Genomic DNA, 26,742 nt, shown 5'->3' on the forward strand with positions numbered 1-26,742 from the left:
GGAGTGTTTAGTGCCTCATGACGTAGATCTTATTATTTTATTGGCTGTTGGCTTTGGATTAGCGCTTGTTTTTGGCTATCTTGCGGCGCGCGCACGTCTTCCCCCTCTCATCGGCTATCTTATTGCCGGTATTATAATTAGTCCGAACACACCAGGTGTGGTGGGTGATATTCAACTTGCTAATCAGTTGGCTGAACTTGGGGTGATGTTCCTCATGTTTGGTGTCGGTATGCATTTTTCTTTAAGCGATTTGATGCAAGTGCGTCGTATTGCTTTACCGGGTGCAATTTTACAAATTGCAGTCGCCACTTTACTCGGAATTGGCGTTTCCATGATGTGGGGTTGGAGTTTCGGTTCTGCCTTGGTTTTTGGCTTGAGTCTCTCTTGTGCCAGTACCGTGGTTTTACTCAAGGCCTTGGGGGATCGGGGTTTACTTAATTCAGTAAACGGTAAAATTGCCGTAGGCTGGCTATTGGTTGAAGATTTGGTCATGGTGTTGGCTTTGGTTCTTTTACCTGCCACCGCCGTACTGCTGGGTGGAGTACCCATTGCAGGCTCGGATACTGATGCCAATATTTGGATGACTCTTGCACTTACTTTACTGAAAGTAGCAGGCTTTATTGCCTTTATGCTGATTATCGGGAAACGCTTAGTTCCGTTTATCATGCAAATCGTGGCACGCTTAGGCTCTCGCGAACTTTTTACCCTGACCGTCGTTGCCGCAGCAGTTTCGATTGCTTTTGGTGCCTATAAAGTTTTTGGCGTTTCCATGGCACTCGGTGCATTTTTTGCGGGTATGGTCGTTAAAGAATCTGATTTTAGCCATCGTGCAGAAGAAGAAACATTACCTTTGCGTGAGATTTTTTCAATCTTATTCTTTGTTTCCGTTGGAATGCTGTTTGATCCACGTATCTTATTCGACCAACCCATGCACGTTCTTGCCGTGGTTGGGATTATCATGGTCGGTAAAACCATTGCTGCAATGGCCTTGGTATTATTCTTCCGATATCCTATTAACACAGCATTAACCGTCGGTGCCAGTCTGGCACAGATTGGTGAATTTTCGTTTATTCTGGCCACGCTTGGTGTTTCGCTACAGCTTCTCTCTTTAGAAGGGCAAAACCTAATTTTGGCAGGCGCCCTCATTTCAATTACGCTTAACTCGTTTATCTTTTCGGCTATCGAACCTGTTCAAAACTGGATACGTGAACGTTCTCGTTTAGCACGTTTATTAGAGCGTAGTGGTGATCCACTGGCGATGCTCCCAGATGATGTGTCACAGGACTACCTTCGCGACCAAGTGGTTATAGTGGGACATGGAGAAGTAGGACGACGCATTACCCGAACCTTAATGGCACAAGATATTAAGGTGGTCATTGCTGAAGAAAACCGTGACATTGTAGAGAGTCTGCGTACAAAAGGCATTGCTGCGGTTTCTGGACATGCGAGAGAACCCAGTGTATTGATTCAAGCGCATATTCAACATGCTCGGTTACTGGTTTTATCACCAATGGATATTTTAGATATTCATAAAATTGTCGATATCGCCAAAACATTAAACCCTCAAATTCAGGTTTTAGTGTGTGCAGAAAGCAAAGAGGAAGCCGAAGTGATTCGTCGTGATGGGATTGGAGAGGTTTACTTTGCCAAAGAAGAAATGGCGAAAAATATGACCAATCATATTTTGAATCAAATTCAGATTGCCCATCATCAAGAGCCAACCCATTAAATTTTGACATCAAAAAACGCACTCATGAGTGCGTTTTTTATGCAGAATCAACTTAAGTATTGCGGTTGGTCATCGACAATTTCTGCCTGCCATTCATTGACTTGTTTTTCCATTAAAGCCAATAAAGCTGCCTGAACCATATGTTGTGCAATCACGGGCATCTGGTCACCCAAAAGTGACTTTACTTCATCATTAAAATGAATTTTCACCAAGGGCTCTTTTGTCGAACCTGCATTTCGCAATGCCAACTCACCACCTTCAAGTTGAACCAATTCTAAAATGGCTTCTTGATTCCCAAATAATTCTTTCAATTGTTCTATAGACATAGTTCCTCCATGTTCAACATGGTGGCAAAGGGCTCATCCACTTTGCATTGCGTAGACTATTTATATCGGGTCAATACTCAAAACTTCAAGAGCATCATAACGATTAAAACTCCACCATTTCATTGCGAAAACCATCTATTAACTGCGTTAAATCGCGGTGCCATTCACGTAAAATTTTGGTGTCCGGTAACCACGCTTGTGGAGTTTGCGTCACTTTGATGATTAAGTTAGATGAAGTTTCATTCTCAGGCTCAGGTGTACTCGGTTCAGGTGCATACTGACACATACGATAAGCACGTTTGAGCTCTGCAAGAAAACCCTGTTTTGCCAACTGTTGCATCACTGCGACTTCTGGCGAAACCTGGCCTTTGTCTGCCATATGTTCTTCAATAGACTTTAAAGTGGGCGCGAGGTCATTTAAGCGATAATAGCGTACGAGTTCTTGTAAAAACGCTAAAGCTGCACCGTGCAAATGAAAGACTGCCGCTTCACGATGTGCCTGAGCTTGTTGAATATGCTCGGTTTGCTCGGCTTGCTGACAGGAAAGACGGGCAAAGTACAACTTTTGATTGGTACGATCAGCATGAAAGCGAGCAACACGGGACATAGCGATATTCCTAAATTTTAGCGTTTTTTACGGCTTAAGATTAAACATTATTTTGATCATTTCACAATATAAATTCTACATGATCCATTTCAATTCAATTCAATTCAATTCAATTCAATAGATTTTGCGCTTCGCACTCGCTTCAACATGGTTTTTGATAGGGAGAATATTACTCAGCTGCCAAGCAAAATAACCTTCGGCACAATCACTTGCACATTCAGCTCCAACTTCATGAGGCTGCAAAATGTGAACTGAGTCAACATCAATCAAAGCCAACGCGCCCTCCTGTTCTTCAGCCTCAGGATGATTTAAAAAGTTTTTATTTTCGATAATCAATAAATCTTTTACAGGGAGTTGTTCAGGTTGCCATGAGCGAAGCTCTAAAGTTTTCATAGCCTCTGCAATACGCCTAGCATTCGGTGCCACAATGGAGGGTGCGGAAAACTTTCTTTTCATTGTCATTCAGCCATAAAAAAAGGAGCCTACGCTCCTCTTTATCATTATTTCACTTCAGGTTTAATTTCAGCTTTATCTTCTGGTTTATTTTCCGCCTGCTTTACGCGAATACCATGTCCATGCAAACGCAAGGTGTTTAAGCCTTTAATCGCTTTTACTGCTTCACGGCCATGCGGCATTTCGACAAAAGCAAAACCTTTCGATTTCCCTGTTGCTGTATCTAGTACCAACTTACATGATGACACTGTGCCAAAATCTTGAAATAATTTCAATAATTCAGCTTCTGTTACTGTACGTTCTAAACTACGAACTAAAATTTTCATTTCACAACCTTTAAATAGGCAAAATCATCAAAAAGCACTCGCCTACTCGACTTTTTGAACTTCGCAACAAAAACAAAATAACGCAATTGTGATAGTTTAATCGAGATCAATGCCAAAATCTAAATTAATCGACTGTCGTTCAATTAAAGCACTTTTTACTGTTTGCTGACGTTGTTTATAATGCGTTTCCGTTATGCACAATTGACGAGTTAAATCATTTAAGAAATAGCTTTCAATTTTACGACCTTGAGCATCGACCTGATCGCGCGCCCATAAGTTTAAGTTTTGTTTGGTTAAAATCAATTCATTTTGAGCTCGTGTTAACGCAACATACAGCACACGGCGCTCTTCTTCGACATCATCAAAATCACCCTGTGCCCGTGCATGTGGATATTGCCCAGCAGAAACATTGGCCACATAACACACTTTTTGTTCCGTACCTTTGGCTGAATGAATGGTAATGAGTGTGACCACATCATCTTGCTGTTGACGTTCTATTTCACTGATTGAGACTGGATCGAGTACATATTCTTCTAAGAACTCACTGAGCTGAGTATGCTTAGATGCCAATTGCTGCACCAGTTCAAAATCTCCCACACGTTTTGACCAATCTTTTTTGGCATAATTTTCTTCAAGTTGCTGTTTTAATGCGTCGATCCCCAAAGATACGCAAGCCTGTACTTGATCTTTTAGCACCAGCATTTGCTTCATAATGAGCAAAGTCTGATCTGGAATACGACCAAATTTGTCTAATTTTTCAAAAATCTCATCAATCTCAGATGCAAGTAGTAGCTGTTGCGCCAATTTACTGGCACCAACATCACCCACACCATTCCATAAGGTCAAAAAGCGCATCCAAGCAATATCATCCAATGGATTGGCAATAACGCGCAGTAAACTGAGCAAATCTTTGACATGCGCAGTTTCAAGTAATTTCATGCCACCAATAAAGCGATATGGGACATTGGCTTGAATAAATGCGGCTTCAATATGGCGTGCGGCAAAACTTGAACGTACCAACACCATGTGCTCGTACCATGCCGAACCTTGTAGTAAATGCCGCTCTTTTATATCGATGGCAATCCACTTGGCTTCATCAAATTCGTTTGGAAAAATATGCATGCGAGGTTTAACACCTTCCCCACGATACGCCTCTAAATGTTTATCATATTGAATCGCACTTTGATCAAGCAACCAGTTGGAAAGATCTAAAATTTCTTGAGTAGAACGGTAGTTTTTTTCCAGTTTAAAAATCTGTGCATCGGGTACACGTTGTTTAAAATGATGAATATTTTCAAAGTCTGCACCGCGAAAACCATAAATCGACTGTGCATCATCTCCCACACAAAATAGACTGGTTTTATCTTTTAACGGTTCAAGCAGTGCCCATTGCAAAGGATTGGTATCTTGCATCTCATCGACTAACATATGCTGACAGATAGAAGATACATAGTCGACCAAGCCTTCAGATTGTGCCAATGCTGAAGCAACCACTGCCAAAATATCATCATAATCAAGAAAGCTACGCGCCTGTTTGCGTGCTTCATATTCCTTCATGATGGCTGCAATTTGATCTTTATATTCTAAAAATTCTGGAATTTGTTTTTCTAAAGCCAAACTGAGTTTTTGTCGTGTATTGCGGGCAAATGAATAGACATCACAGAGTTCTTTAGGCTTAGGCAGTGCATTGGGGTGGTTTTTATCATCCTTACCACGGATCAGACGGAACATCATCAACTGATCATCACGGTCGATAATTGAGAATTGCTCTAAACCAAAAGCTTTGGGGATACGGCGCAAAAGATACATACAAAAGGTATGAAAAGTCGAGGCGCGTAGGCCCTTGGCCTGTTCACCCAGTGCTAACTCTACTCGCGCCACAATTTCACTGGCTGAACGTCGCGTAAAAGTTAAAATTTGAATTTGATTGGCAGGAACGCCCTGATCAATTAGATAGGCTGCACGTGCCACAATGGTTTTAGTTTTACCACAACCTGCACCTGCAAGGACCAAACTATGTTTTGTTTCAGTTGTGGCAGCTTGCTTTTGTTGAGGGTTTAATTCATCAATCAGGGTGGCTAAACTCATGGTGTCTCATCGTACTCAGTCAGTGGATAGTCTAACAGAGCTACTCACAGAAAACTTCATCCGCATAAATGACCATATATTTTTACACCTTACAGCAGTGATTATTTAAAGCGCTTACTCCTCTAAACTCATGCTTAAGATGGCATAATTATCCTCTGTTAGATCGAGGAGATAAGGAATAAGCTTCAATTCAACAATCAATATTCTCCTGACTCAACTATGCTTTTCATCCTTCCTGAAAGCCCCAATTTGTCTGGGTAATTTATACCTTCGAAATCAGGTTTTGAAGATCACCCATCATCTGTAGATTTTTTAAATTTATTGCTTCATTCGAACTACACTAAAGATTCATCCTCATTTCGCAAAATATTACTGAGGGTTTCCACGACTGCTTCTTCCAAATGCTTTGCCGCATTTTGCAACGCATTCACCAAAGTACAGTCTGGCGGATTAATACCTATAATCTGTGTAAACCCCACATCATAAAGTTCATCAATCCCGTCCCCGACTATGCCTGCAAAAGCAATCACAGGTTTATTGAGTTGCTTGGCAACTTGTGCCACACCAAATGGCGTCTTTCCATATTGGGTTTGATGATCAATTTTGCCTTCACCCGTCAAAACATAATCTGCTTGTGCTATTTTTTCAGCCAATTTGGTCTGCTCAATCAACAGTTCTATACCTGAACGAATGTGTGCGCCAGCAAAAATCATTAAGCCAAAGCCCAGTCCACCTGCTGCCCCAGCACCCGCAACATCTTTTACATTTTTATTCATTTGAGTCGACACTAAATCAGCAAAATAACCAAGATTGTCATCAAGCTGCTGCACCATTTCAGCGGTTGCACCTTTTTGCGGACCAAAGATAAAGGACGCACCATTTTCACCACAGAGTGGATTACTGACGTCACTGGCAATGATTATTTCCGTCTGTTGTAAACGTAGATCTAAACTTGATAAATCAATGCTTTTTATTTGCTTTAGATATGCAGCCCCCAGAGCAACCTGTTGATGATGGACATCTAAAAATCTCGCACCTAAAGCCTGTGCCATTCCTGCACCTGCATCATTGGTCACACTTCCACCCAAGCCTACAATAATTTTAGTCACACCCAAATCTAGTGCAGCTTTGATCATTTCGCCTGTACCGAAAGTGCTGGTGAACAAAGGATTACGCTGAGCCACATCAAGTAAATGAATACCATTGGCTTGTGCCATTTCAATTACGGCAGTTTTACCTTGATCAATTAAAGCAAAATAAGCTCGAATATGCTGCGAAGCTAAAGGCCCTGTCACCTTACATTGAACGGCTTGACCATTTGAAGCAGCAATAAAAGTATCCACAGTACCTTCACCCCCATCTGCCATGGGAACATGAATACAATGTGCATCAGGGAAAATTCTTGTGATTCCACGTTGCATAGCACTACAAGCTTGTTCAGCCGTCATACTTTCTTTAAAAGAGTCTGGTGCAAGAATAAAACGGAGCGGCATTAAAATATCTTTTATCCACAAATGAGGTTTAAATTGTGGATAAATTACACATTATCCACAAGCATTTATTTCCAACCTAGCTCAATGGCTGTCCTTTCATTAATCAAAGTTTGTGCTAAAGACTCTGGCATTTTACTTTTATCATTTGTCACAGGAATATGTCCTGCCATCAATTCAGCCTTGGCTTGAGGAAATAAAGGTTTCTGATTGGGATAGGCATAACCCACAGGATAAATGGGCTGACCTGTACTGAGATTATATTTATCACTCGCACCAAAAGCATGGAGTAGCTCATGTACCACTACAATTTTATTCTGATCAGACTGTTTTTTCGATGCAAATAAATTCACTGAGCCAATTCGCCCCTTTTGTAAGGCAGTAGAATGCTTCAGTTGTTTATTCAATGCAGGATCATAGTAATTGAGAAACAAGGTTACACTGGGCGATCCATCTGCACGTTTATGCTGTTTCCATGCATAAAAACGGAATTTTAAACTCCATAAAATAGTATCAAGCAAATTTGCATTTTCAGGAACTTTTGGAGGAATTTGTTTCAGTTCACGCCCCATTTGAAAATAAAAAGAGATGGGTTGGCTACGATATTGAGTCGACATTTGTTTCAAATACGCTTGCGCATCGGTCAACTCATGTGCTGATAATTGTTGAATATAATTTTGAGTCAGCGCTTGTCCATCCGCATTAATAGGATGTAACAGTACAAAAATAGGTTGGTTCCAATCTTGATTCTGGTCGCGCCACGTATTGACCGCAACAATCAATAAGATCATAACTAAGCACAGTATTCGAATTTTTTTCCACATTTGAGTTTAACTCTGTTTTTTCATTTTTTTTAAATACATCTGGCTCATCTCAACTTTTGTTTCAAAGAGATTAAGCGTTTTTATTAAACCTGATAATTTTGCCCTTCCATAATTTCGTGAATCAAAATCAGGTTTTACAGCACTAATATACTTACCTACCATACTAAGATTAGCCCACCCACTATCATCCGCATTATCTTTTACAGCTTTATAAATTAAGTTTAATGTCGTCCGATCAACTGATTCACTAATATCAGTATTCTCCTTTAAATTAAGATTTTTTTTATTTTCCAAAATCTTATCTGAAATTAATATTTTTTTTGGAGGATTATTTGTTAATTCCTCATCTTCTTGTTTAAGATCCATCTCTGTAATTAAATTTTCGATTGAAATGAATTTATCACAAGCTTGTTTAAATGGTTCTGGCGTTGTTTTTCGGCCAAAACCATACACTATTAAACCATTTTCACGAACTCGAGATGCCAAAGGTGTAAAATCACTATCGCTTGAAACAATACAAAACCCATCTAAAGCACCAGCATATAATAGATCCATCGCATCAATGATTAAGATCATATCGGTAGCATCTTTACCTTTAGTATAAGCAAATTGCTGTACTGGTGTGATGGCATGCGGCAGTAACACATCTCGCCAGCTTTTTAGGGTTTCACTACTCCAATCACCATAAACACGTTTAACACTGGCAATGCCATATTTGGCCACTTCTTCAAGTATAGAAGAAATGGCATGAATAGAAGAATTATCCGCATCAATTAAGACAGCAAATTTTTTGGTTTGAATATCCATTTACTTACCCGAATCATTATTTTTATTATGATCAAAAAATGATTGTGACATAAAAAATGCCGACTTTCGTCAGCATTTTTCAAAGTTTTAAAGCTTAAGCTTCAACCCATTTTCCATCTTGGTACACCAGTGACCATTTGGTTTGTTTACCTTCAGCATTTTCAGAACCAATATATTGCACTTGGTTTTTACGGCTAAATTTTACCAAGGTTGGATTACCTTCCGGATCTACATCAGGTGCTTTTAAAATAAATTGATATTTTGGATCAAGCTGCTCGGCTACAGTACGCAGTTCAGCAACTTTAGGCGCGCGAGTTTCACGGACTTTCGGGAATTTACTCGCTGCCAAGAATAAGCCAGCGGCTCCATCACGGAGTACAAAAAAATCATCATGCTTGGTTGAACGCAAATGTTCCATTTTAATCGGATCGACCCGTGGTGGCGCAGGTTGACCACTTTTCAGGACTTTACGTGTGTTATCACAGCTTGTGCAGGCAAAATAAGGACCAAAACGACCGGTTTTTAACTGCATTTCACCGTCACATTTGTCACATGGAATGCTTGGGCCATCATAGCCTTTAATTTTGAACTCGCCTTCTTCAAGCTCAAAACCTGAACAATCTGGATTATTGCCACAGACATGTAATTTTCGACCACCATCAATCACATAACTGTCCATTGCCGTTTCACAAATTGGACAACGTTTTTTCGACATCAAATCTGCGGTTTCAGCAGCATCATCATCAGACAGAGCAGCAAGCGATTCGACTGGCGTCAGATTTAAAGTTCCTTTACAGCGTTCTTTGGGTGGTAAGTTATAACCAGAACATCCCAAGAACACCCCAGTTGTACCTGTACGAATTTGCATCGCACGTTCACATTCTGGACAATGTACTGTTTCCACTTCTATAGGCAAATTACGGCGCATACCGTTTTCACCCTGTGCGGTGGTCAAGCGTTTTTTAAAATCACCGTAGAAATTATCGAGCAATTCTTTCCAGTTACGATCACCCATCGCAACTTTATCGAGCTGACCTTCAAGATCGGCTGTAAAAGCATAATTCATTAAATTGTTAAAATTTTCATCGAGGCGATCTGTTACGATTTCACCCATCTTCTCTGCAAAGAGACGACGGTTATCTAGCTTCACATAACCGCGATCTTGAATGGTAGAGATAATTGCAGCATACGTCGAAGGACGGCCAATGCCTTTTTTCTCTAATTCTTTCACCAAAGATGCTTCGGTAAAACGAGCAGGCGGTTTAGTGAAGTGTTGAGAAGGATCAATTTTTTCAAGTTTAAGTATTTCACCGACTTTGACCGCAGGAAGTAAAATATCATCATCTGCTTTGTTGGCAGCACGTACACGAGTAAAACCATCAAACACCAAGGTACGACCTTTGGCTTTAAGTTCTACCCCATTGGCATCAACCAAAATCGTCGAAGACAAATATTCTGCTGATGTCATTTGACATGCAACAAACTGACGCCAAATCAAATCATACAAACGCTGAGCATCACGATCCACCCCTACTAATTGATCACCTTTTAGCGCGACATTAGAGGGACGAATCGCTTCATGAGCTTCTTGTGCACCAGCTTTGTTGCCATAACGAGTAGGTTTGGCAGGTAAATATTTTTTCCCGAACTCAGATTCAATATGATCACGTACCATGCTGACCGCATCATCACTTAAAAAGGTCGAGTCAGTACGCATATAAGTAATAAAACCTGCTTCATACAACCGTTGTGCCATCGTCATGGTTTTCTTTACAGAAAAACCTAAACGCGTGCTGGCTGCTTGTTGCAAAGTCGAGGTGATATAAGGCGCACTTGGATTTACCTTGGTCGGTTTATCTTCACGCGCGGATACTTTATATTCAGCATCCTTTAAAATATCTAACAAAGCATCCGTTTGTGCTTTATTTTGTAACTTTAAGGTTTTACCACCTTGTTTAACGGCTTCTAGCCGAATGTCATACTTTGCTGATTTGGTATCTGCAAAAACTTGCCAATATTCTTCTGGAATAAACGCACGAATTTCACGCTCACGCTCTACCACCAATTTCACGGCAACCGACTGAACACGCCCTGCAGATAAACCACGGGCAATTTTTTCCCACAGCAAAGGTGAAATCATAAAACCGACAATACGGTCTAAGAAGCGACGTGCTTGTTGGGCATTCACCTTATCGATATCTAAGCGTGAAGGTTGTTTAAAGGCTTCTTGAATCGCATTTTTAGTAATTTCGTTAAAGACCACACGCTGATAACGTGAATCATCACCGCCTATCACTTCTTTTAAATGCCAAGCAATGGCTTCTCCTTCACGGTCCATATCCGTTGCGAGGTAGACTTCATCGACTTGCGATGCCAGTTTTTTCAGTTCAGCAACCACATGCTCCTTACCTGGAAGCACTTCATAATGCGCTTTCCAATCGTGTTCAGGGTCGACGCCCATTCGATTGACTAAAGCCATTTGTGATTTTTCAGCTTTCTGCGCCTCAGTTAATTTGGCACGAGAGACTGGTTTTTTTTCTGTACTTCTCGAAGCACCTGTAGGCAAATCACGAACATGACCCACTGATGATTTTACAATGTAATCTGGGCCCAAATATTTATTGATTGTTTTCGCTTTTGCAGGCGACTCCACAATCACTAAGGCACGCTTTTTCGCAGCACTTGATGATTTGGCTGTGGTGCTTTTAGATGTGGACTGAGGAGCATTCGCCATAGTTAACCATTATTCCTGTGTACTAAATATGTATATAAATTAAAGTTCAGCCAAAGACTGCAAATAGGTTTTAATCTCATCCAACTGTGTCGCTCGAAGGTCAGATTCTTCATCCCAATAGAGTCCTACACAGTTTGCCTGCATATCAATAGCATAAATGCCCTTTAAAGTAATCGGCAAATTGTTAAATTTATCATCGCCCTGCACTAGCTTTAGCTGCTGATTTTCAACACGTGCACGCATTAAGGCAAGCCGTCCCTCAGGAATGATCACACTATAATACGCCACCATACTGGCACGACTTTCAGTTGCCATTGGAATTTTGGTCCAATCAGGTGCTGCAACTAAACGGGGATGCAACCCAATCTTACGTGCTTTCTCTCGCATCAGTCCCAAGGCTTTTTCTCGCGGACTCACGCGTAGTCCAAAAATTGAACCCAAGACAAAGATCACGATCAGAACAGTAACCCAAATTCCAGTATTTTCCATAGTACAACCTTTTTATGCCTTTATTAGAGTTGCATAAGCTGAATATAAAACGCAAGTTAACACGATCAAATTAATTTAAGAACATTTCATGGCTATACGAGATTTCACTACCATTCCAATAAATATAACCTTTTTCAATCAACTCTTTAAGTAACAATCGAACATCGGATTTTGGAAAGATTTGTTCCAATAAATCCCGTAAAGCATAAATATCAGTCGGTTTATTTGATTTTAATTCACGCAGTTTACGTGCGACCACCACTTGAACGGGATCAATTTTAGAAAAATTTTTATATAAATCCTGTTGTACGTCCTGTAGATGCGTGGACGACTCTCCCTCTGCATGAAGCGACAGTTTTTTTGCAATTGAAGCATCTTTAGATTGATTATTTTCGCTGGCTATATTCTGCTGATTTTGACTTAACTGAAGTTCTATCCACTGTTTTAAGACTTTTTTACGAAAGTGAATCTGCTCACCGTCATGTTTCACAATTTTGAGATTGGTTAATAAGCCAACCAAATTTTGAGCATGCTCATTGTCTATCTGCAACGTATTCATAAGCGAATTTTTAAGCTGATGAAGAGCATTCGGTTTGCCTTTCATTTTATGCAAAGCATCACAATATTTTTTGACCAAGCATAAATCGGGCTTTTGTTGAATGCTGGCAATACTTGGCATTTTATTTTTTTGCTTTACAAGGGTTTCAGCTTGAACCTGTATGAGCTGACAATCAATCTGCGATGATTGCATCATTTCAACTAAAATTTCACTACTCGGCATCGCAGAAATCACTTCGACCACCGATTCTGGTTCTAACAAGGCAATAAGCTGACCGACTACAACGGCATATTCGAATTCTTTATGTTCAACTTCAGCCGTTTCCAAAATCACCACTTGCCCACTCGTGACCCAACTTGCAAACTCGGTCATTTCTTCAAGTGCGTACTCAAACTTTCCCGTGCAATTAAATAAATAGATCACAGCATAGTGTTGAATAATGTCTCGCAGCAGTTGTGCGTTTGGCATATTCTTTTCAAGATCAAGCAGAACGACTTTGTTGGTCATAATTTCACTAGCAATAAATAAAGGAAACTTTCAGCGCGCATTAGAACGAGCTTGACCGAAAAGGTCAAATCAATTCAACCAATGAAGGCTAAAATTTACTTAATAATGAGGGGGACGATCCGCCAAAGGGTCAAAAGTCGCAATTCCATCAGATAAATCTGCAGATTCGATTCGCTGATACAAAAACTGCATTTGTTTTTTTAAATCAGCAATTTCCACACTTTGACGACTGACTTGTTCATTCAGTTGTTCAACTAAATCATCTAAAAATGTAATTCGGACTTGCAAATCTTCTATGGGTGCGGAAAATGACGCCTGTTCATTAAGATTTTTTTGTTTAGTCATTTTAAGTCCTCATTTGGGATTTCAGGAAACAGTATGGCCTATATTACGTTAAGGGATGTCCAACTCGCATTTGGCGGACCGTCCCTGCTCGACGGCGCGACCTTTAATTTGGAACGCGGTGAACGAGTGTGTTTGATTGGCCGTAACGGTGAAGGTAAGTCTACTTTACTTAAACTCATTGAGGGAAGTTTACTGCCAGATCGTGGTGAAGTTTCTATTCAAAATGGCATCACCATTTCCATGCTGGCGCAAGATGTACCGATGGATTCGGGTAAAGTGGCCGATATTGTGGCCGATGGTGCGGGTGAAGCAGCGACTGTGCTTAAAGCCTATCATGAAGCCAGTGATGCCTGCGTGCTCGGTGATATGGAAGCCTGTGACCGCATGGGCAACCTGCAACACAAGCTCGATCAAGTCGATGGCTGGGCTTTAGAAAATAAGGTTAACTCTATTTTAAGCAAAATGGGACTTGATCCAGATGCTGATTTAGCCGATTTATCAGGTGGTCGTAAGCGTCGTGTATTGCTTGCACGTGCTTTACTGACTCAACCCGATGTTTTGTTACTCGACGAGCCCACCAACCATTTGGACGTAGAAAGTATCGAATGGTTAGAAAAATTCCTGCTCGATCAGAATAATCTGACACTTTTATTTATCTCGCATGACCGTTCATTTGTTGACAGCATTGCCACACGTATTGTTGAACTTGATCGTGGTAATTTACGCAGCTATGAAGGTAACTATTCACGCTATCTCGAATTAAAAGCGCAGCAAATGGAAGCCGAAGAAAAGCAAAATGCTTTATTTGATAAACGTTTAGCTGAAGAAGAGGTCTGGATTCGTCAAGGCATTAAAGCACGTCGTACTCGTAATGAAGGGCGTGTACGTGCATTAAAAGATTTACGTGAAGAGTCAAGAGCGCGCCGTTCACAGCAAGGCAAAGTGAGCATGGCGACTCAAGATGCCAATCGTTCAGGTAAATTGGTCTTTGATATTGAAAATCTGAGTGTTGCTTTTGGCGACCAAGAGCCGATTATCAAAGATTTTTCTGCATTGGTACTTCGTGGCGACCGTATTGGTTTAGTCGGTGACAATGGCGTGGGTAAAACCACATTAATTAAAGCCATTTTGGGTGAACTTGAACATGGCGGTACTGTGAAAACAGGTACGCAGCTTGAAGTCGCTTATTTTGACCAATTGCGTAATGCACTTGATCTGGAAAAATCGGTTAAAGACAACATTTCTGAAGGTTCAGACTTTGTTGATGTCAATGGTGGTCGCCGTCATATTTACAGCTATCTTCAAGACTTCTTATTCTCCCCTGAACGTGCACGCACACCGGTCAAAGCTTTATCGGGTGGTGAACGCAATCGTATTCTTCTTGCAAAATTATTGCTTAAACCATCGAATTTAATTGTCATGGATGAGCCAACCAATGACTTGGATATGGTGACTTTAGAGCTATTAGAAGAAATGCTCGGTGGCTACAAAGGTACTTTACTTTTAATCTCACATGACCGTGCGTTTATGGACAATGTGGTGACATCAACTTGGGTTTTTGATGGTAAAGGCCATATCGATGAATATATTGGGGGTTATCAGGATTATTTAGAACAACGTCCTGATCAAACTGCGGTTGATCAAAAGAGTGATGTAAAAAAAGCCTTGGCCAAAGCTGAAGCAGCCGCTGCCGCAGCGGCACCGAAAAAAGTCAAACTCAGCTATAAAGATCAGCGTGCTTTAGAGCAATTACCTGCTGAAATGGAAGCTTTAGAGAAAGAACAAGTAGATATCAATGCAAAACTTGCTGATGGTACTTTATTTGTTTCAGACAATGCTCAAGCCATGCAACTTTCCGCACGTTTGAGCGCAATCGATGAGGCGCTTTTAGAAAAACTTGAGCGCTGGGATGAATTAGAAAAGTTAACGCAAGGTCATTAATTGATCTGTTTAAACTGGGCATCTGTAGAAATATCTACAGATGCCTTTTTATTTTGAAAATAGGTTCATGTACACTGCATGAATGTCTGCCTAAGGTCACAGCATTTCAAAATGAGTAAAACGCCCAAATATCAGCCTGATGAATTTCAATGGTCTTTTTTGTTGCCACAATATTGGGGCATCTGGATTGGGATTGTCTTTTTGATGATATTGGCCATTTTACCTTGGGCACTGCAACATCGTCTGGCTTCGGCATTAGGTAATATTGCATTTAAATATTTGAAATCACGTCGCAAAACGGCTATTCGGAATCTAGAGTTATGCTTTCCAGAATGGACAAATGATCAAGTTCAGGCAAACACCCGACAGGTTTTCATCGATCAAATGATCGGCATTTTTGAAACTTTAAATGCTTGGTATTCTCCAGAATGGTTTAAGGGTCGTGTCAGTATTCAAGGATTAGAACATCTACAAAATGCGCAAGCAGGAGGCCAAGGCGTTTTACTGATCGGACTTCACTCGACCTTACTTGATGCAGGCGGTTACTTATGTGCACAGTATTTTGATCCTGATATTGTCTATCGTCCACAAAACAATCCATTATTAGACATGCTGATTTATCGTTGTCGCGCCAGCATTTATGCCCATCAAATTGACCATGATGATATGCGTGGGTTAGTACGACATTTAAAAAATGGACGCGCCATTTGGTATAGTCCAGACCAAGATTTCGGCTTAAAACAAGGAGTCATGGCACCATTTTTTGGTGTTCCTGCGGCGACCGTAACGGCACATCGGCGTTTACTCAAAATGTCTAAAGCAGTCGCCATTCCTTTGTATTTTTATCGTCATGGAGATATCAAAAATCCGCAATATTCAGTGTTACTTCAACCTGCGTTAGACAATATGCCCAGCGATAATGAATTACAGGATGCGATAAGAACCAATCAGTTTTTTGAACAACATTTGAGAATTGCCCCAACACAATATATGTGGTTTCACCGTCGCTTTAAAACTCGTCCTGAAGGATACGACAAGATTTATAAATAGATTACTTCCCACCCAGCTTGAAGAGAACTTTTCATGAAAATTATGCAACTTCTTCCTGAATTAAACAGTGGCGGCGTTGAACGTGGCACACTCGAAATTGCACGCGCATTGGTGGATGCAGGACATGAATCGTTGGTGGTTTCAAATGGAGGACGGATGGTATCTCAACTTGAAGCTGAGGGTTCACAACACTTCACTTTGGCCATTCATAAAAAATCTATAACGAGTCTTTGGCAAATTCGCCCCTTACGCAGACTCATTGAACAGCATCAACCCGATATTGTGCATGTCCGTTCACGCGTTCCAGCTTGGTTGACCCATTTTGCGCTCAAAGGAATACCTTCAGCTCAACGTCCACATTTGGTCTCTACGGTTCATGGTTTTTATTCGATTAATCGTTATAGCGCCATCATGACGCAAGCTGAAAAAGTCATCGCAGTCTCGGACAGTGTAGTGCAATATATCACCGATCATTACAAAAACTGCCCACCTGAAGATATCGTGCGAATTTATCGCGGTATTTCACCTCAGGAGTTTCCGCATGGCTATCAACCTTCTGCGCAGTGGCTTGGACAAACCTTTCAATCCTTTCCTGAACTGGAAAATAAGTTTTTAGTCTGTCTCCCTGGGCGGATTACGCGCTTAAAAGGACATGAAACACTGATTGAACTGATGCAGCAACTCCACACGCAATATCCGAACGTACATGCGGTGGTGGTCGGCGGTGCAGATGCAAAAAAACAGACATATTTAGATGAACTAGAAAATACTATTAAAGCAACAGGCTTACGAGAAAATATAACCTTTGTGGGACATCGTTCAGATATTCGAGAATGGTTGGCTTTGAGTGATGTGGTACTTTCTCTTTCGAATCAGGCAGAAACTTTTGGTCGAACGGCTTTAGAAGCACTCTCGGTAGGAACCCCAGTGATAGGTTGGAACCGTGGTGGTGTAGCTGAAATTTTATCACAGCTCTATCCACAAGGCTTAATTACCATCAATGACCAAGTTTCACTTTTAAATACGTTGCAACAACATATTGAGCAGCCCCAAAAAGTGCAGCCTGTTAGCATTTTCAGTTTAAAAGCAATGTGTAACCAAACCTTAGAGCTCTATCAATCTTTATTAAACAAAAAATAAATTCAATATGTTGTCGTATTTTTTTCGAATAATCATTAATGGAAAAGATTGATTAAAACAGTGCCAATAAATCGTCTTTATCTTACCTGTATGCCTTATGGCTATACATTCACAAGCACGAAACCAGCTATTTAAAACTCAAAATTACGATACTTAAGAATCAAAGTTTTTGTTTAAGTTGTTTTATTCCTATTATTTTTAAGAAATTCTAAAAAATTAAAACCCGAGTTCTGCTTCCTGCAAAACTCGGGTTAATAAGGTTGTGCTTTCAAATCTTATATTTATTGTGCAATTTGCTATCCATTGCTGCATCATATCCATGATGACTATCCACTTTCAGCATCGTCTTCCTTAAGGGGATTTTCCGTTCCCAACTCCTTGGCTGATGAGTTTAGGTTAAATGAATGAGCTCTAAATCACTATTCGCAAACGGCCTAAATCACTGTAAGTCATTTCGTACATTAATCCAGCGAAGCCTAAGAAATTTTTGTAGCTCCTTGATAATCTTGGATGATTGGGTCAGTTAATCTTTTTTCTTCTCTTTCTGCTTTTTCAATCCCTTCCTGAATGGCCTCTTGTGCTTCTTGTTCATCTGCATCCGTTTGTTTTAGAGGTTGTTGCACCTGTTCAAAAACACGTCCAGTTTGTAACACAACGTGCACTGGAAAATGATCGGATCCCATATGGGGTAACCGCTCCATCTTCACCAAAGCAAAATCTGTACTGTGAAAAACATGATCTAAAGACCAACGTAATAGCGGATAATCGGCATGGAACGTATTGACATAACGTCGTCCTACACGCGGATCTAACAGACCGCTAATGCGTTGAAAAAGACGCGTGGTTCGTGACCACGCCACATCATTTAAATCACCCATTACAATACAGCTTTCATCTAAATCTTTAATCTGATCACCGACAATCAGTAGTTCAGCATCACGCAAGGTCGAATCTTTGGCTTCAGTTGGACTAGGAGGTTTTGGATGCAAGCAATACAACTGTACAGGTTGTCCTGATCGTAAGATCACCGTAGTATGAATTGAGGGAATTTCATCACTTAAAATAAATTTCACTTCAGTATCTTTTAGCTCTAAACGACTATATAAATGCATACCGTATAGGTTATCTAGTGGTACAGGCACACGATAGGGATAATCCTGCTCAATCACAGACAATTCATTCTGCCAACGCTGATCTGTTTCCAAGGTAAGAACCAAATCTGGCTGATATTTTTGAATTTCCTGAATTAATAGATGGTATTTTTGATTAGGGGTCAGTACATTTGAAACCATTAATGAGATTTGCTGATCTGGGTTAAACTGACTTTTACGTACATGTTTTACCTGCTTTTTCCAAATAAACGTATAAGGCAAAACCATTTTGAGTTGATACGCAAGCGCAGCAATCAAGCCAATCAAAGTAAGTTCACGCCAAAGATCCCACGGCTGATCCCAGACCAGTAATAAAACGAAAGCAACAATACCCAAAACCAAAATTTGTAAGCGTGGAAAGTCAGCACCGCGAAACCACCATTCATCACGTGGAATGAGAGACCAAAAAGTCAACCAAATGACAATAACTGCAATTATTTCCACCCAGACCATAAAGCCCTACTCTCTTGTATCTTCTATTTTTTGTATTATGTAACAACATTATCAATTTTGTATGTAACATAAACAAGATATTCCGCTCAAGAATATTGATGTTTTCGTTGTGTAGGTCTTGCAGTTGTGGTCGCTTTTGATACACTCAAGCCCCCTTTTATTTTTTACGTACCGAGGCATAGTGGCATGAAAGTAGGTCTGGTCGGTTGGCGCGGGATGGTTGGTTCTGTCCTCATGCAACGTATGGTTGAAGAGAATGATTTTGCTCATTTTGAGCCATTCTATTTTTCTACCAGTAATGCTGGTGGTCAATCCCCTGCATTTGGTGGTAAGACTGCACCAGCACTTATGGATGCATCAGACATTAATAGTCTGAAGCAAATGGATGTCATTATTACCTGTCAAGGTGGTGACTACACTTCTGAAGTTTTTCCAAAGCTTAAAGCGGAAAACTGGAAAGGTTACTGGATTGATGCGGCATCGACCTTACGTATGGATGATGAAGCCATCATCGTACTTGATCCAGTCAACATGCATGTCATTAAAGATGGTTTAGTCAATGGAACTAAAACATTTGTCGGTGGCAACTGTACTGTTTCATTGATGTTGATGAGCATGGGTGCACTTTACCAAAACAACTTGGTTGAGTGGATGACTGCGATGACCTATCAAGCTGCATCAGGTGCAGGTGCGCAAAACATGCGCGAGCTGATCACAGGAATGGGTTATTTATATAATAATACCAAAGATTTGCTAGACGATCCGCGCTCCCCAATTTTAGACATTGACTCTAAAATTGCTGACTTGCAACGTGGAGAAGGTTTCCCTGCTGCCAACTTTGGGGTTCCTTTGGCGGGTTCACTGATTCCATACATCGACAAACAACTTGATAATGGTCAATCAAAAGAAGAATGGAAAGCGCAAGTTGAAACCAACAAAATTTTAGGTAATCAACAAATTGTCCCTATTGATGGTCACTGTGTTCGCATTGGTGCAATGCGTTGTCATTCTCAAGCCTTAACGTTGAAACTGAAAAAAGATGTGCCACTAGATGAAATTGAAGATATGATTCGTCAATCCAATCCATGGGCTAAAGTCGTACCAAATACGCGTGAAGCATCAATGACTGATCTTACGCCTGTTGCAGTCACAGGGACTTTAACTGTTCCAGTGGGTCGTTTGCGTAAACTCAATATGGGTAAAGAATACCTAGGCGCATTCACAGTGGGCGATCAATTACTTTGGGGTGCAGCAGAGCCATTACGCCGTATGCTTCGCATTTTAATTGAGTATCAAAATTCTTAATTTTTGAATTTAAGAAAATGAAAAGCCGGTCAAATTTGATCGGCTTTTTTGTGTATTCTTTATGTTAATATTTTACAATACCTGTATATCTCGCTAATCTACAACTTTCGCTATGCGATATAAAACCGAGCTAAAGATTAAAATGACCGCATATAACAAATTAAAGATCGCCATTTTAGCCATTATTGCTTCGCAGAATATTTATGCGATTACTATTGATCCGATTCAAATCCAGTCTGCACCAGGCGAATTACTGTATGCCGAAATGAATTTTCGCCAAGCTGATCCGACTGCACAAATTCAAGCCAGTTTAGCCACGCCCGATGATATTACAACCTTAGGCGTAGTGCATCAGCCGCCTGGACATCTTAATTTTTTTACCCGTCGAGATGGTGCAGGTAACGGTGTGATTACCATCACTTCTTCCCGTCCACTGACCGATGCCGAATTGAATATCATCATTAAGATTCAAGAAGGCAAGGCTACGCGCTTACAACATATCAAAACGCCTTTAGCAGGCAGTACGGCATCCAACAAAACACGCTCTTCAACCAATGAAAAAGCCTTAAACCCAATTAGCATTGTCAGTGAAAAAGAGATTGCGTTACAATTACCGGAAAGTACGCAATATCAGATAGAAAAACAAAAAATAGTATCTTCTCAACCATTTGAAGCACCATTAACGCTACAACAATCAGCGCCACCGCGTTTAAATACCACGGTTTCAGCACAGGCCAATGTGCCTCAGCCCCAAGCCCTTTCTACCAATCAAGTCATCGCAAATAAAGCAGCAACAGACAAAACAACAGCAGATAAAATCACAACAGATAAAAAGGACACACTGACAACGCAGAAGAATACGGTCAGTACTTCAGTGAAGTTACCTCAACCACACGCTTCGGCAGATCCCCTAGTGAGGAAATATGCGGAAATTTCAGCACAAGATGTTGCAGTTAAGCGTGTAATACCTTCCAAACAAAGTGTGGATAAAGCTTCAGAGCAAAGCACCGTCAAACCCAAAATACAAGCGTCAAAACCTACAGGTCAACCTGCTCATGCACCTCAAAACAATCAACATGTAGTACGATCAAATGAGTCTCTTTGGGCAATCGCGTCACGCGTAGCCACTGCGCAAAACCGTCCAATTAATGAAGTAATGAAACAAATTCAGGCCAATAATCAGCATGCCTTCATTCAAGGCGATATCAATCGCTTACGTCGTGGCGCTGCTTTAAATCTGAATAGCAATCTTGATGCAAAAGAAAAGTTCAAAGCCAGCACCAAAACTCAAGCGAAAATCCCCCAACATCAATCAGGCAAAGCCAAATATCGTTTAAATCACGCCGAAATGAGCTTGGTGGCAGAGAAAGAACAAGACTCTGCGAGTGGTTCTGCTAAAAAGAACACAGAAATGAACCAAACTTCGAATGAATTATCATTAAAAGTTATGACATCACGGGAAAAAACCGTTAAATTACAGAGCGACGTAACTCAACTAGAAATGGGTTTACGTCATAAGGATCACAGAATTCAATTATTAAATGCTCGTCTTGCCCAATTACAACAACAGTTGAAAGCACAGCAAGTCGAAAAAAAGCCAACACATTAACGTGTTATACAATATGATTTTTGGATGGGTTTTATTGATAAAACTCAATCTTGCAAGGGGTAAAACATGCTGATTTATGTGATTCCGTTTATCTTGTTATTAGTGATCGCAATTGTCTTAAAAAAGCGTGAAGCAAGTAAACAAGCAGAACAAACGTCTACAGCAAAAGCCAAGACGAAAGGAAAAAAAGTTAGTTCCACTAAAAAAACACCACAAAAAACTCAAATTGTGGCCGATCCGATTATTGAAAAGAAAAAAACCACACCCCTCTCTCAAGATCAGCGAAATAAAATTGAAAGTCTCATCGCTGAACGTAACTTTTTTTCTGCAGAAGCGCAAATTAATCAGGCATTAAATAAAGACAACTCACAGCATGAACTCTATTTATTGTTACTCGATCTTCACATTTCACAAAAAGATGAGTTTGCGATTAACCAACTGATTAATCATTTACGTTCATTGGAACTGGATGATTTTCTCACACAAGCGCAAGCAAAAAAAACGGCATATGATCAAGAAACAAAAGGGTCTCGAGATAGCATTAATTTTGAGCCGCAGTTCAAAACAGTAACTCCTGCTGAACCAAAGCGTACTGATGATTTTGATGCACTGATGAGTTCATCTAAACCCTCTGTAGCAGAAAATACCCCTTCTTTTGAGCAATTGCAGCAAGATGTACAGTCAACACAGACCGAATCTGTCAAAAACATCGAGCCTCTCGATTTTAATGATTTTTCGTTCACTCCGACTTTTGATTCTGTAAAAGCTGAAATGCCAGAAACGGTTGAAGAGATTAAGCCTGTAGACTTTAGCAACCTTTCTTTAGAACCCCAACCTGCTGTACCTCCACAACCAGAAATCGCTCCAGTAGAGGATATTCAACCTCTAGATTTTTCTTTTAGTGTCGAAAACCCCCTAGAGCAATCTTCTACAGCCGTTTTAGCTAAGCTTACGCCTGAATCTGAACAAAATGAAACCCCGGAATTCAATTTTAATTTTTCAAATACAGATACTTTAGTCACAACCGAAGCACCAAAAATTATTCACCATCATCAGCCAAATTTAGAATTTAATTTAAATACTCTTCCGACTGAAGCAACGCAATTAGATATAACATCTGAACAAAATTTAGATGAGCACTTTGATCTACCCACTGCCAATCTCGTTCAAATCAATCCTAATGATCCGCTGGCTCAATCTTTCCCAGAGCTTGTCACTAGCAATGAACTAAGTGTAAATTTAGAGTTAGCAGAACAATATATTTTGTTAGGGGCAGCTGAATCTGCTCGTGAATTATTAACGGAAAATGAGCCTGAATATACAACCACACAACGCTTACAAGCAGATGAACTACTTAAGCAGATAGCTTCTTAAGTTATTTCGTTTTATGATCAAGCAGTCTTTATAGGCTGCTTTTTTATGATGAAAAAAATTGCTTTAATTTATATGGGTGGGACGTTTGGTTGTTTTGGTGAACCACTCAGTCCGATGCCCGCAGAAAAATTTATTCCGTTACTACAACACGCTCTTCCGCAACATTTAAATATTGGGTGCTTTGTCGCTCCTGTGATTAAAGACAGTAGCGCCTGTACCGCAAATGATTGGCTACAACTCATTCAAATGATTCAAAGTTTACAACTTGAACATTATCAACACTTTGTTATTATTCATGGTACTGACACCTTAAGCTATGCGAGCGCGGTGCTGGCACGTTTTATGGGACAATCTGCACATATTGTACTCACAGGCAGCCAATATCCTTTACTTGATACTTCAGGGACACATCCTCGAGAATTTACTGATGCTACAGATAATCTCAATTTTGCTGTAAATGCAGTAACACAGACACCTATGGGTGTATATTTGGCTTTTCATCAAAAGCTGATTCACGCTCAAACTGCACTTAAACGACATAGTACTGAGCTAGATGCTTTTACAGGCTCAACTTTAAACCATCCTATTGCGCTTATTCAGCACAGCTCTGCAGTACAAGAACAAGATCTTGAGAAAGCTAAAAGTTTTAGTTGCTTAAGCTTAATGTGGCAACCCTTAGATCTCAATCAGCATATTAAAACCTTTAAAAACTTAAACGTGAATCCGCCTCATTTTTTAATTTTACAAGGCTTTGGTGTAGGAAATATTGCCAGTAATTCTGAAATGATTGAAGCTCTTCAACAACTACAACAGAATAATTGTCTCATCATTCTCACCACCCAAGTTCCTTTTGGAGCAATCAACCATCAATATGCAATTAGCCAATGGTTAAAAGACAGTCAAATTGTTCGTGGCGACGCGCTTGGACATGCAGATCTTTATGCAAAAGCACTAAAAATGTATTTACAATACGATAGTACCGAAGAACGGTATACGCATTGGTATGATGAATAAATTTGAGGTAAGTATGCAACGTTTTGCAGTGGGTATTGAGTTTTGTGGAATTCACTACAGAGGTTGGCAGACTCAACAATCTGGTGTACCAAGCGTGCAAGAAACCATGGAGAAGATCTTAAGTAAAATCGCAGATCACCCCATTAGCCTTCAAGGTGCAGGTCGTACCGATGCAGGTGTACATGCGACCAATATGGTGGCTCATTTTGATACTTCAGCCATTCGCCCATTACGTGGCTGGCTTATGGGCGCAAACAGCACTTTACCAAAAGACATTGCCATCCAATGGATTAAAGAGATGGATCATGACTTTCATGCGCGTTTTAAAGCACAATCTCGGCGTTATCGTTATGTGGTCTACAATTCGCCGAGTCGTCCTGCACTACTCTACAAACAAGTCACTCATGCCTACTATCCACTTGATGTCGATAAAATGATTGAAGCGGCCAAAAGGTTTGAAGGTACTCATAATTTTGAGAGTTTCCGTGCTGCATCGTGTCAATCCAACCAGCCTGTTCGACATGTCAGTCATTGTCGTTTAATTCGTCATGGCTGTTATTTAGTACTCGATATTCAAGCAGATGGTTTTTTACACCATATGGTGCGTAACATTATGGGATGCTTACTTGAAATTGGACAAGGAATGTATGAGGTTGACCATATTGAGCATATTTTTGCAGCAGAAGATCGTAAAGCTGCTGGGGTAACTGCGCCACCTGACGGTTTATACTTTATTCAAGCTCACTATCCTGAAGAGTTTGATTTGCCTAAAGCACCTTTGGGACCTCACTGGTTAAATATGCCTGACTAGCTCAGCTATTTCCTTTTTAAATCGAGAACTCCATCTTCAAATACGTTGTTCTGCTTTCTAGTTAAAATAAGTTAAGCCCTCCAAATAAAATGAGGTTATTAACTTAGATTAACTTAAAAAATTATTGTCGTTGTTTGCGTTTTCTATATTCGACCGGCGTTTCATTGGTCCATCGTTTAAATGCTCGGTAAAATGTACTTGGCTCGGAAAACCCTGTTAAATATACAATTCGTTCAACACTCTCACTGGTGTTAGCCAATAATTTTTTTGCTAAACGACAACGATAATCTGAAAGAATTTGTTGAAAACTGGTATTTGCCTCACTTAACTGTGTTCTTAAACGACGAGGAGTGATATTTAAATGCGTTGCTACAGTTTCTAAAGTTGTTTCGCCACTTTCAAGCGTTGAACCAATTGCACGACGAACCTCCCCCACCAAATCGTAGCGTGCAAGCTCTTGTAATTTTTCAATTGCCAATTGCTCATGTAACTGTAATAGCTCTGGTTCTGCTTGCCATAATTGATAATCTAAAATGGCAGGATCAAAATAAAGGCGAGTTTCTTTTTGTCCTAAACTGACAGGACATTCATAGACGCGAAAATATTCATCATCAAAAGCGCCTTGACTAAAGTTAAAATCGATATAAATCGGGTCGAAACGCCCTTCAGTAATAAATTTAAAAAAACGTAAAATACCAGACATCGCACATTCAGAAAAATGACGATTGACCAAATGATCTGCCCAGCGCCCTTGTTCACCATTGGTTAAATAACAACGGTCATCTTCAATCACCAATTTGGCATGAAAGGCATCACTGATGAGGCGTTGATAAGCCAAAGCACGTTTGAGCCCCTCACCAAAATTTTCACTCGAAATAAACAAGTGTTCAATCACCTGTCCACGATATAAAGGAAGATGTTCACCCAAATGTAAACCAATATCTGGGTCCTTACTGACCTCTTCTGCCGCGACCCAAAAAGCATATTGGGCGTTCAGTGGAGTACGATCGTTGGTTCCTACCTGACTTAAGGCAACCCCAGCTTTTGTTAAAATTTCTTCCGTTGGTAAACCAGCACGACGAATCGCTTGGTAACCCAATCGTAAAACTACCGATGCATCCGTTAACTGACCCACGCAATGACCTTCCTTGTATGTTCTTCATTTATACTTAAAAAGATTAATTTTAGATTAACTGCGATTGACCAAACTGACAACAGATCAATACACTTTTTTGTAGAATATTTTAAACCGCGTGTTCGCTTATTTAACTGACAGATGATCGGTAGACGGCCCATTCCACCTTGTTTTATACAAAAAAATTGACTATAATTTGCCCCTTTCCAATTTGATCATCAGGTAGGCTATGGCCAATAAAGAGGAACTCATCGAGTTCGAAGGCGTTGTCACCGAAACGCTTCCTAATACTATGTTCCGTGTACGTTTAGAAAACGGTCATGAAGTGATTGCACACATCTCTGGTAAAATGCGTAAACATTATATTCGTATTTTAACGGGCGATAGTGTCAAAGTAGAAATGACACCTTATGACTTGACTAAAGGTCGTATCACTTATCGTGCGCGCTAAGTTTTAGCGAAAGCAGAAGCCACT

24 protein-coding genes are annotated in these 26,742 nt (G+C 40.3%); 10 read left to right on the forward strand and 14 right to left on the reverse strand.

The features are described from left to right. The first annotated feature begins 10 nt into the window (after positions 1 to 10). Positions 11 to 1,729 (forward strand): cation:proton antiporter, encoded by a 1,719-nt coding sequence (locus GA0116959_RS03295; protein ID WP_092718364.1) that lies wholly within the window; start codon positions 11 to 13, stop codon positions 1,727 to 1,729. Positions 1,730 to 1,776: 47 nt separating this feature from the next. On the opposite strand, the gene GA0116959_RS03300 is transcribed toward GA0116959_RS03295, so the two are convergent. The 12 genes from GA0116959_RS03300 to GA0116959_RS03355 form a co-directional block, all read right to left on the reverse strand. Further along, positions 1,777 to 2,055, reverse strand: coding sequence for a hypothetical protein (locus GA0116959_RS03300; protein WP_053578816.1), 279 nt, complete (start codon positions 2,053 to 2,055; stop codon positions 1,777 to 1,779). A gap of 103 nt (positions 2,056 to 2,158) precedes the next feature. Then, the gene (locus tag GA0116959_RS03305) at positions 2,159 to 2,662 is read right to left on the reverse strand and encodes a DUF6586 family protein (protein ID WP_053578817.1); all 504 of its coding nucleotides are present in this window, start codon (positions 2,660 to 2,662) and stop codon (positions 2,159 to 2,161) included. A 114-nt stretch (positions 2,663 to 2,776) separates the two neighbouring features. Further along, complete coding sequence (locus GA0116959_RS03310) at positions 2,777 to 3,118, reverse strand: ASCH domain-containing protein (RefSeq protein ID WP_092718367.1); 342 nt, start codon at positions 3,116 to 3,118, stop codon at positions 2,777 to 2,779. 44 nt (positions 3,119 to 3,162) lie between these two features. After that, complete coding sequence (locus GA0116959_RS03315) at positions 3,163 to 3,441, reverse strand: RNA recognition motif domain-containing protein (RefSeq protein WP_053578819.1); 279 nt, start codon at positions 3,439 to 3,441, stop codon at positions 3,163 to 3,165. A 96-nt stretch (positions 3,442 to 3,537) separates the two neighbouring features. After that, a complete protein-coding gene (locus GA0116959_RS03320; protein WP_092718370.1) occupies positions 3,538 to 5,529 on the reverse strand; it encodes an ATP-dependent helicase in 1,992 nt (663 codons plus the stop codon). 335 nt (positions 5,530 to 5,864) lie between these two features. Next, complete coding sequence (locus GA0116959_RS03325; protein ID WP_092718373.1) at positions 5,865 to 7,022, reverse strand: glycerate kinase family protein; 1,158 nt, start codon at positions 7,020 to 7,022, stop codon at positions 5,865 to 5,867. 65 nt (positions 7,023 to 7,087) lie between these two features. Beyond that, positions 7,088 to 7,843, reverse strand: coding sequence for a hypothetical protein (locus GA0116959_RS03330; protein WP_092718376.1), 756 nt, complete (start codon positions 7,841 to 7,843; stop codon positions 7,088 to 7,090). 6 nt (positions 7,844 to 7,849) lie between these two features. Further along, a complete protein-coding gene (locus GA0116959_RS03335) occupies positions 7,850 to 8,650 on the reverse strand; it encodes an NYN domain-containing protein (RefSeq protein WP_092718379.1) in 801 nt (266 codons plus the stop codon). A gap of 94 nt (positions 8,651 to 8,744) precedes the next feature. Then, positions 8,745 to 11,384: a type I DNA topoisomerase gene (topA, locus tag GA0116959_RS03340; protein WP_053578824.1), complete on the reverse strand. Its 2,640-nt coding sequence runs from the start codon at positions 11,382 to 11,384 to the stop codon at positions 8,745 to 8,747. 39 nt (positions 11,385 to 11,423) lie between these two features. Further along, positions 11,424 to 11,873 (reverse strand): ammonium transporter, encoded by a 450-nt coding sequence (locus GA0116959_RS03345; RefSeq protein ID WP_053578825.1) that lies wholly within the window; start codon positions 11,871 to 11,873, stop codon positions 11,424 to 11,426. Positions 11,874 to 11,943: 70 nt separating this feature from the next. Then, positions 11,944 to 12,939 carry a hypothetical protein gene (locus tag GA0116959_RS03350; protein ID WP_092718382.1) on the reverse strand — a complete coding sequence of 332 codons (996 nt, stop codon included), beginning with the start codon at positions 12,937 to 12,939 and terminating at the stop codon, positions 11,944 to 11,946. 99 nt (positions 12,940 to 13,038) lie between these two features. After that, complete coding sequence (locus GA0116959_RS03355) at positions 13,039 to 13,284, reverse strand: SlyX family protein (protein ID WP_053578827.1); 246 nt, start codon at positions 13,282 to 13,284, stop codon at positions 13,039 to 13,041. Positions 13,285 to 13,317: 33 nt separating this feature from the next. Here GA0116959_RS03355 and GA0116959_RS03360 point away from each other — a divergent pair, with 33 nt between their 5' ends. The 3 genes from GA0116959_RS03360 (at position 13,318) to GA0116959_RS03370 (ending at position 17,415) form a co-directional block, all read left to right on the forward strand. Then, positions 13,318 to 15,225 (forward strand): ATP-binding cassette domain-containing protein, encoded by a 1,908-nt coding sequence (locus GA0116959_RS03360; protein WP_053578828.1) that lies wholly within the window; start codon positions 13,318 to 13,320, stop codon positions 15,223 to 15,225. Positions 15,226 to 15,336: 111 nt separating this feature from the next. Further along, positions 15,337 to 16,275, forward strand: a complete 939-nt coding sequence (locus GA0116959_RS03365; RefSeq protein WP_092718384.1) for an LpxL/LpxP family acyltransferase — start codon at positions 15,337 to 15,339, stop codon at positions 16,273 to 16,275. 33 nt (positions 16,276 to 16,308) lie between these two features. Continuing rightward, positions 16,309 to 17,415 (forward strand): glycosyltransferase family 4 protein, encoded by a 1,107-nt coding sequence (locus GA0116959_RS03370; protein WP_092718386.1) that lies wholly within the window; start codon positions 16,309 to 16,311, stop codon positions 17,413 to 17,415. Positions 17,416 to 17,891: 476 nt separating this feature from the next. Here the strand turns inward: GA0116959_RS03370 and GA0116959_RS03375 are convergent, their stop codons facing one another. Further along, positions 17,892 to 19,019 carry an endonuclease/exonuclease/phosphatase family protein gene (locus GA0116959_RS03375; RefSeq protein WP_092718389.1) on the reverse strand — a complete coding sequence of 376 codons (1,128 nt, stop codon included), beginning with the start codon at positions 19,017 to 19,019 and terminating at the stop codon, positions 17,892 to 17,894. Between the two features lie 186 nt (positions 19,020 to 19,205). Between GA0116959_RS03375 and asd the strand changes: the two genes are divergently transcribed. The 5 genes from asd (at position 19,206) to truA (ending at position 25,132) form a co-directional block, all read left to right on the forward strand. Continuing rightward, complete coding sequence (gene asd / locus GA0116959_RS03380; protein ID WP_092718391.1) at positions 19,206 to 20,324, forward strand: aspartate-semialdehyde dehydrogenase; 1,119 nt, start codon at positions 19,206 to 19,208, stop codon at positions 20,322 to 20,324. 142 nt (positions 20,325 to 20,466) lie between these two features. Then, positions 20,467 to 21,933, forward strand: a complete 1,467-nt coding sequence (locus tag GA0116959_RS03385) for a type IV pilus assembly protein FimV (protein WP_092718394.1) — start codon at positions 20,467 to 20,469, stop codon at positions 21,931 to 21,933. A 66-nt stretch (positions 21,934 to 21,999) separates the two neighbouring features. Further along, positions 22,000 to 23,307 (forward strand): hypothetical protein, encoded by a 1,308-nt coding sequence (locus GA0116959_RS03390; RefSeq protein ID WP_092718397.1) that lies wholly within the window; start codon positions 22,000 to 22,002, stop codon positions 23,305 to 23,307. 45 nt (positions 23,308 to 23,352) lie between these two features. Beyond that, positions 23,353 to 24,321, forward strand: coding sequence for an asparaginase domain-containing protein (locus GA0116959_RS03395; protein ID WP_092718399.1), 969 nt, complete (start codon positions 23,353 to 23,355; stop codon positions 24,319 to 24,321). 13 nt (positions 24,322 to 24,334) lie between these two features. Next, the gene (truA, locus tag GA0116959_RS03400) at positions 24,335 to 25,132 is read left to right on the forward strand and encodes a tRNA pseudouridine(38-40) synthase TruA (RefSeq protein WP_092718402.1); all 798 of its coding nucleotides are present in this window, start codon (positions 24,335 to 24,337) and stop codon (positions 25,130 to 25,132) included. A 121-nt stretch (positions 25,133 to 25,253) separates the two neighbouring features. Here the strand turns inward: truA and GA0116959_RS03405 are convergent, their stop codons facing one another. After that, positions 25,254 to 26,267, reverse strand: coding sequence for an AraC family transcriptional regulator (locus tag GA0116959_RS03405; RefSeq protein WP_092718404.1), 1,014 nt, complete (start codon positions 26,265 to 26,267; stop codon positions 25,254 to 25,256). Positions 26,268 to 26,496: 229 nt separating this feature from the next. On the opposite strand from GA0116959_RS03405, the gene infA reads away from it, so the two are divergent. Continuing rightward, the gene (gene infA, locus GA0116959_RS03410) at positions 26,497 to 26,718 is read left to right on the forward strand and encodes a translation initiation factor IF-1 (protein WP_001284370.1); all 222 of its coding nucleotides are present in this window, start codon (positions 26,497 to 26,499) and stop codon (positions 26,716 to 26,718) included. Positions 26,719 to 26,742: the final 24 nt, after the last annotated feature.

The organism is Acinetobacter albensis, from assembly GCF_900095025.1.
In the GTDB taxonomy this organism is placed as follows: domain Bacteria; phylum Pseudomonadota; class Gammaproteobacteria; order Pseudomonadales; family Moraxellaceae; genus Acinetobacter; species Acinetobacter albensis.

What these genes read in the sequence shown, in the direction of transcription:
- GA0116959_RS03300 (WP_053578816.1), bottom strand. Translation starts at nt 2,055, where the DNA reads ATGTCTATAGAACAATTGAAAGAATTATTTGGGAATCAAGAAGCCATT.
- GA0116959_RS03305 (WP_053578817.1), bottom strand. Translation starts at nt 2,662, where the DNA reads ATGTCCCGTGTTGCTCGCTTTCATGCTGATCGTACCAATCAAAAGTTG.
- GA0116959_RS03310 (WP_092718367.1), bottom strand. Translation starts at nt 3,118, where the DNA reads ATGAAAAGAAAGTTTTCCGCACCCTCCATTGTGGCACCGAATGCTAGG.
- GA0116959_RS03315 (WP_053578819.1), bottom strand. Translation starts at nt 3,441, where the DNA reads ATGAAAATTTTAGTTCGTAGTTTAGAACGTACAGTAACAGAAGCTGAA.
- GA0116959_RS03320 (WP_092718370.1), bottom strand. Translation starts at nt 5,529, where the DNA reads ATGAGTTTAGCCACCCTGATTGATGAATTAAACCCTCAACAAAAGCAA.
- GA0116959_RS03325 (WP_092718373.1), bottom strand. Translation starts at nt 7,022, where the DNA reads ATGCCGCTCCGTTTTATTCTTGCACCAGACTCTTTTAAAGAAAGTATG.
- GA0116959_RS03330 (WP_092718376.1), bottom strand. Translation starts at nt 7,843, where the DNA reads ATGTGGAAAAAAATTCGAATACTGTGCTTAGTTATGATCTTATTGATT.
- GA0116959_RS03335 (WP_092718379.1), bottom strand. Translation starts at nt 8,650, where the DNA reads ATGGATATTCAAACCAAAAAATTTGCTGTCTTAATTGATGCGGATAAT.
- topA (WP_053578824.1), bottom strand. Translation starts at nt 11,384, where the DNA reads ATGGCGAATGCTCCTCAGTCCACATCTAAAAGCACCACAGCCAAATCA.
- GA0116959_RS03345 (WP_053578825.1), bottom strand. Translation starts at nt 11,873, where the DNA reads ATGGAAAATACTGGAATTTGGGTTACTGTTCTGATCGTGATCTTTGTC.
- GA0116959_RS03350 (WP_092718382.1), bottom strand. Translation starts at nt 12,939, where the DNA reads ATGACCAACAAAGTCGTTCTGCTTGATCTTGAAAAGAATATGCCAAAC.
- GA0116959_RS03355 (WP_053578827.1), bottom strand. Translation starts at nt 13,284, where the DNA reads ATGACTAAACAAAAAAATCTTAATGAACAGGCGTCATTTTCCGCACCC.
- GA0116959_RS03360 (WP_053578828.1), top strand. Translation starts at nt 13,318, where the DNA reads ATGGCCTATATTACGTTAAGGGATGTCCAACTCGCATTTGGCGGACCG.
- GA0116959_RS03365 (WP_092718384.1), top strand. Translation starts at nt 15,337, where the DNA reads ATGAGTAAAACGCCCAAATATCAGCCTGATGAATTTCAATGGTCTTTT.
- GA0116959_RS03370 (WP_092718386.1), top strand. Translation starts at nt 16,309, where the DNA reads ATGAAAATTATGCAACTTCTTCCTGAATTAAACAGTGGCGGCGTTGAA.
- GA0116959_RS03375 (WP_092718389.1), bottom strand. Translation starts at nt 19,019, where the DNA reads ATGGTCTGGGTGGAAATAATTGCAGTTATTGTCATTTGGTTGACTTTT.
- asd (WP_092718391.1), top strand. Translation starts at nt 19,206, where the DNA reads ATGAAAGTAGGTCTGGTCGGTTGGCGCGGGATGGTTGGTTCTGTCCTC.
- GA0116959_RS03385 (WP_092718394.1), top strand. Translation starts at nt 20,467, where the DNA reads ATGACCGCATATAACAAATTAAAGATCGCCATTTTAGCCATTATTGCT.
- GA0116959_RS03390 (WP_092718397.1), top strand. Translation starts at nt 22,000, where the DNA reads ATGCTGATTTATGTGATTCCGTTTATCTTGTTATTAGTGATCGCAATT.
- GA0116959_RS03395 (WP_092718399.1), top strand. Translation starts at nt 23,353, where the DNA reads ATGATGAAAAAAATTGCTTTAATTTATATGGGTGGGACGTTTGGTTGT.
- truA (WP_092718402.1), top strand. Translation starts at nt 24,335, where the DNA reads ATGCAACGTTTTGCAGTGGGTATTGAGTTTTGTGGAATTCACTACAGA.
- infA (WP_001284370.1), top strand. Translation starts at nt 26,497, where the DNA reads ATGGCCAATAAAGAGGAACTCATCGAGTTCGAAGGCGTTGTCACCGAA.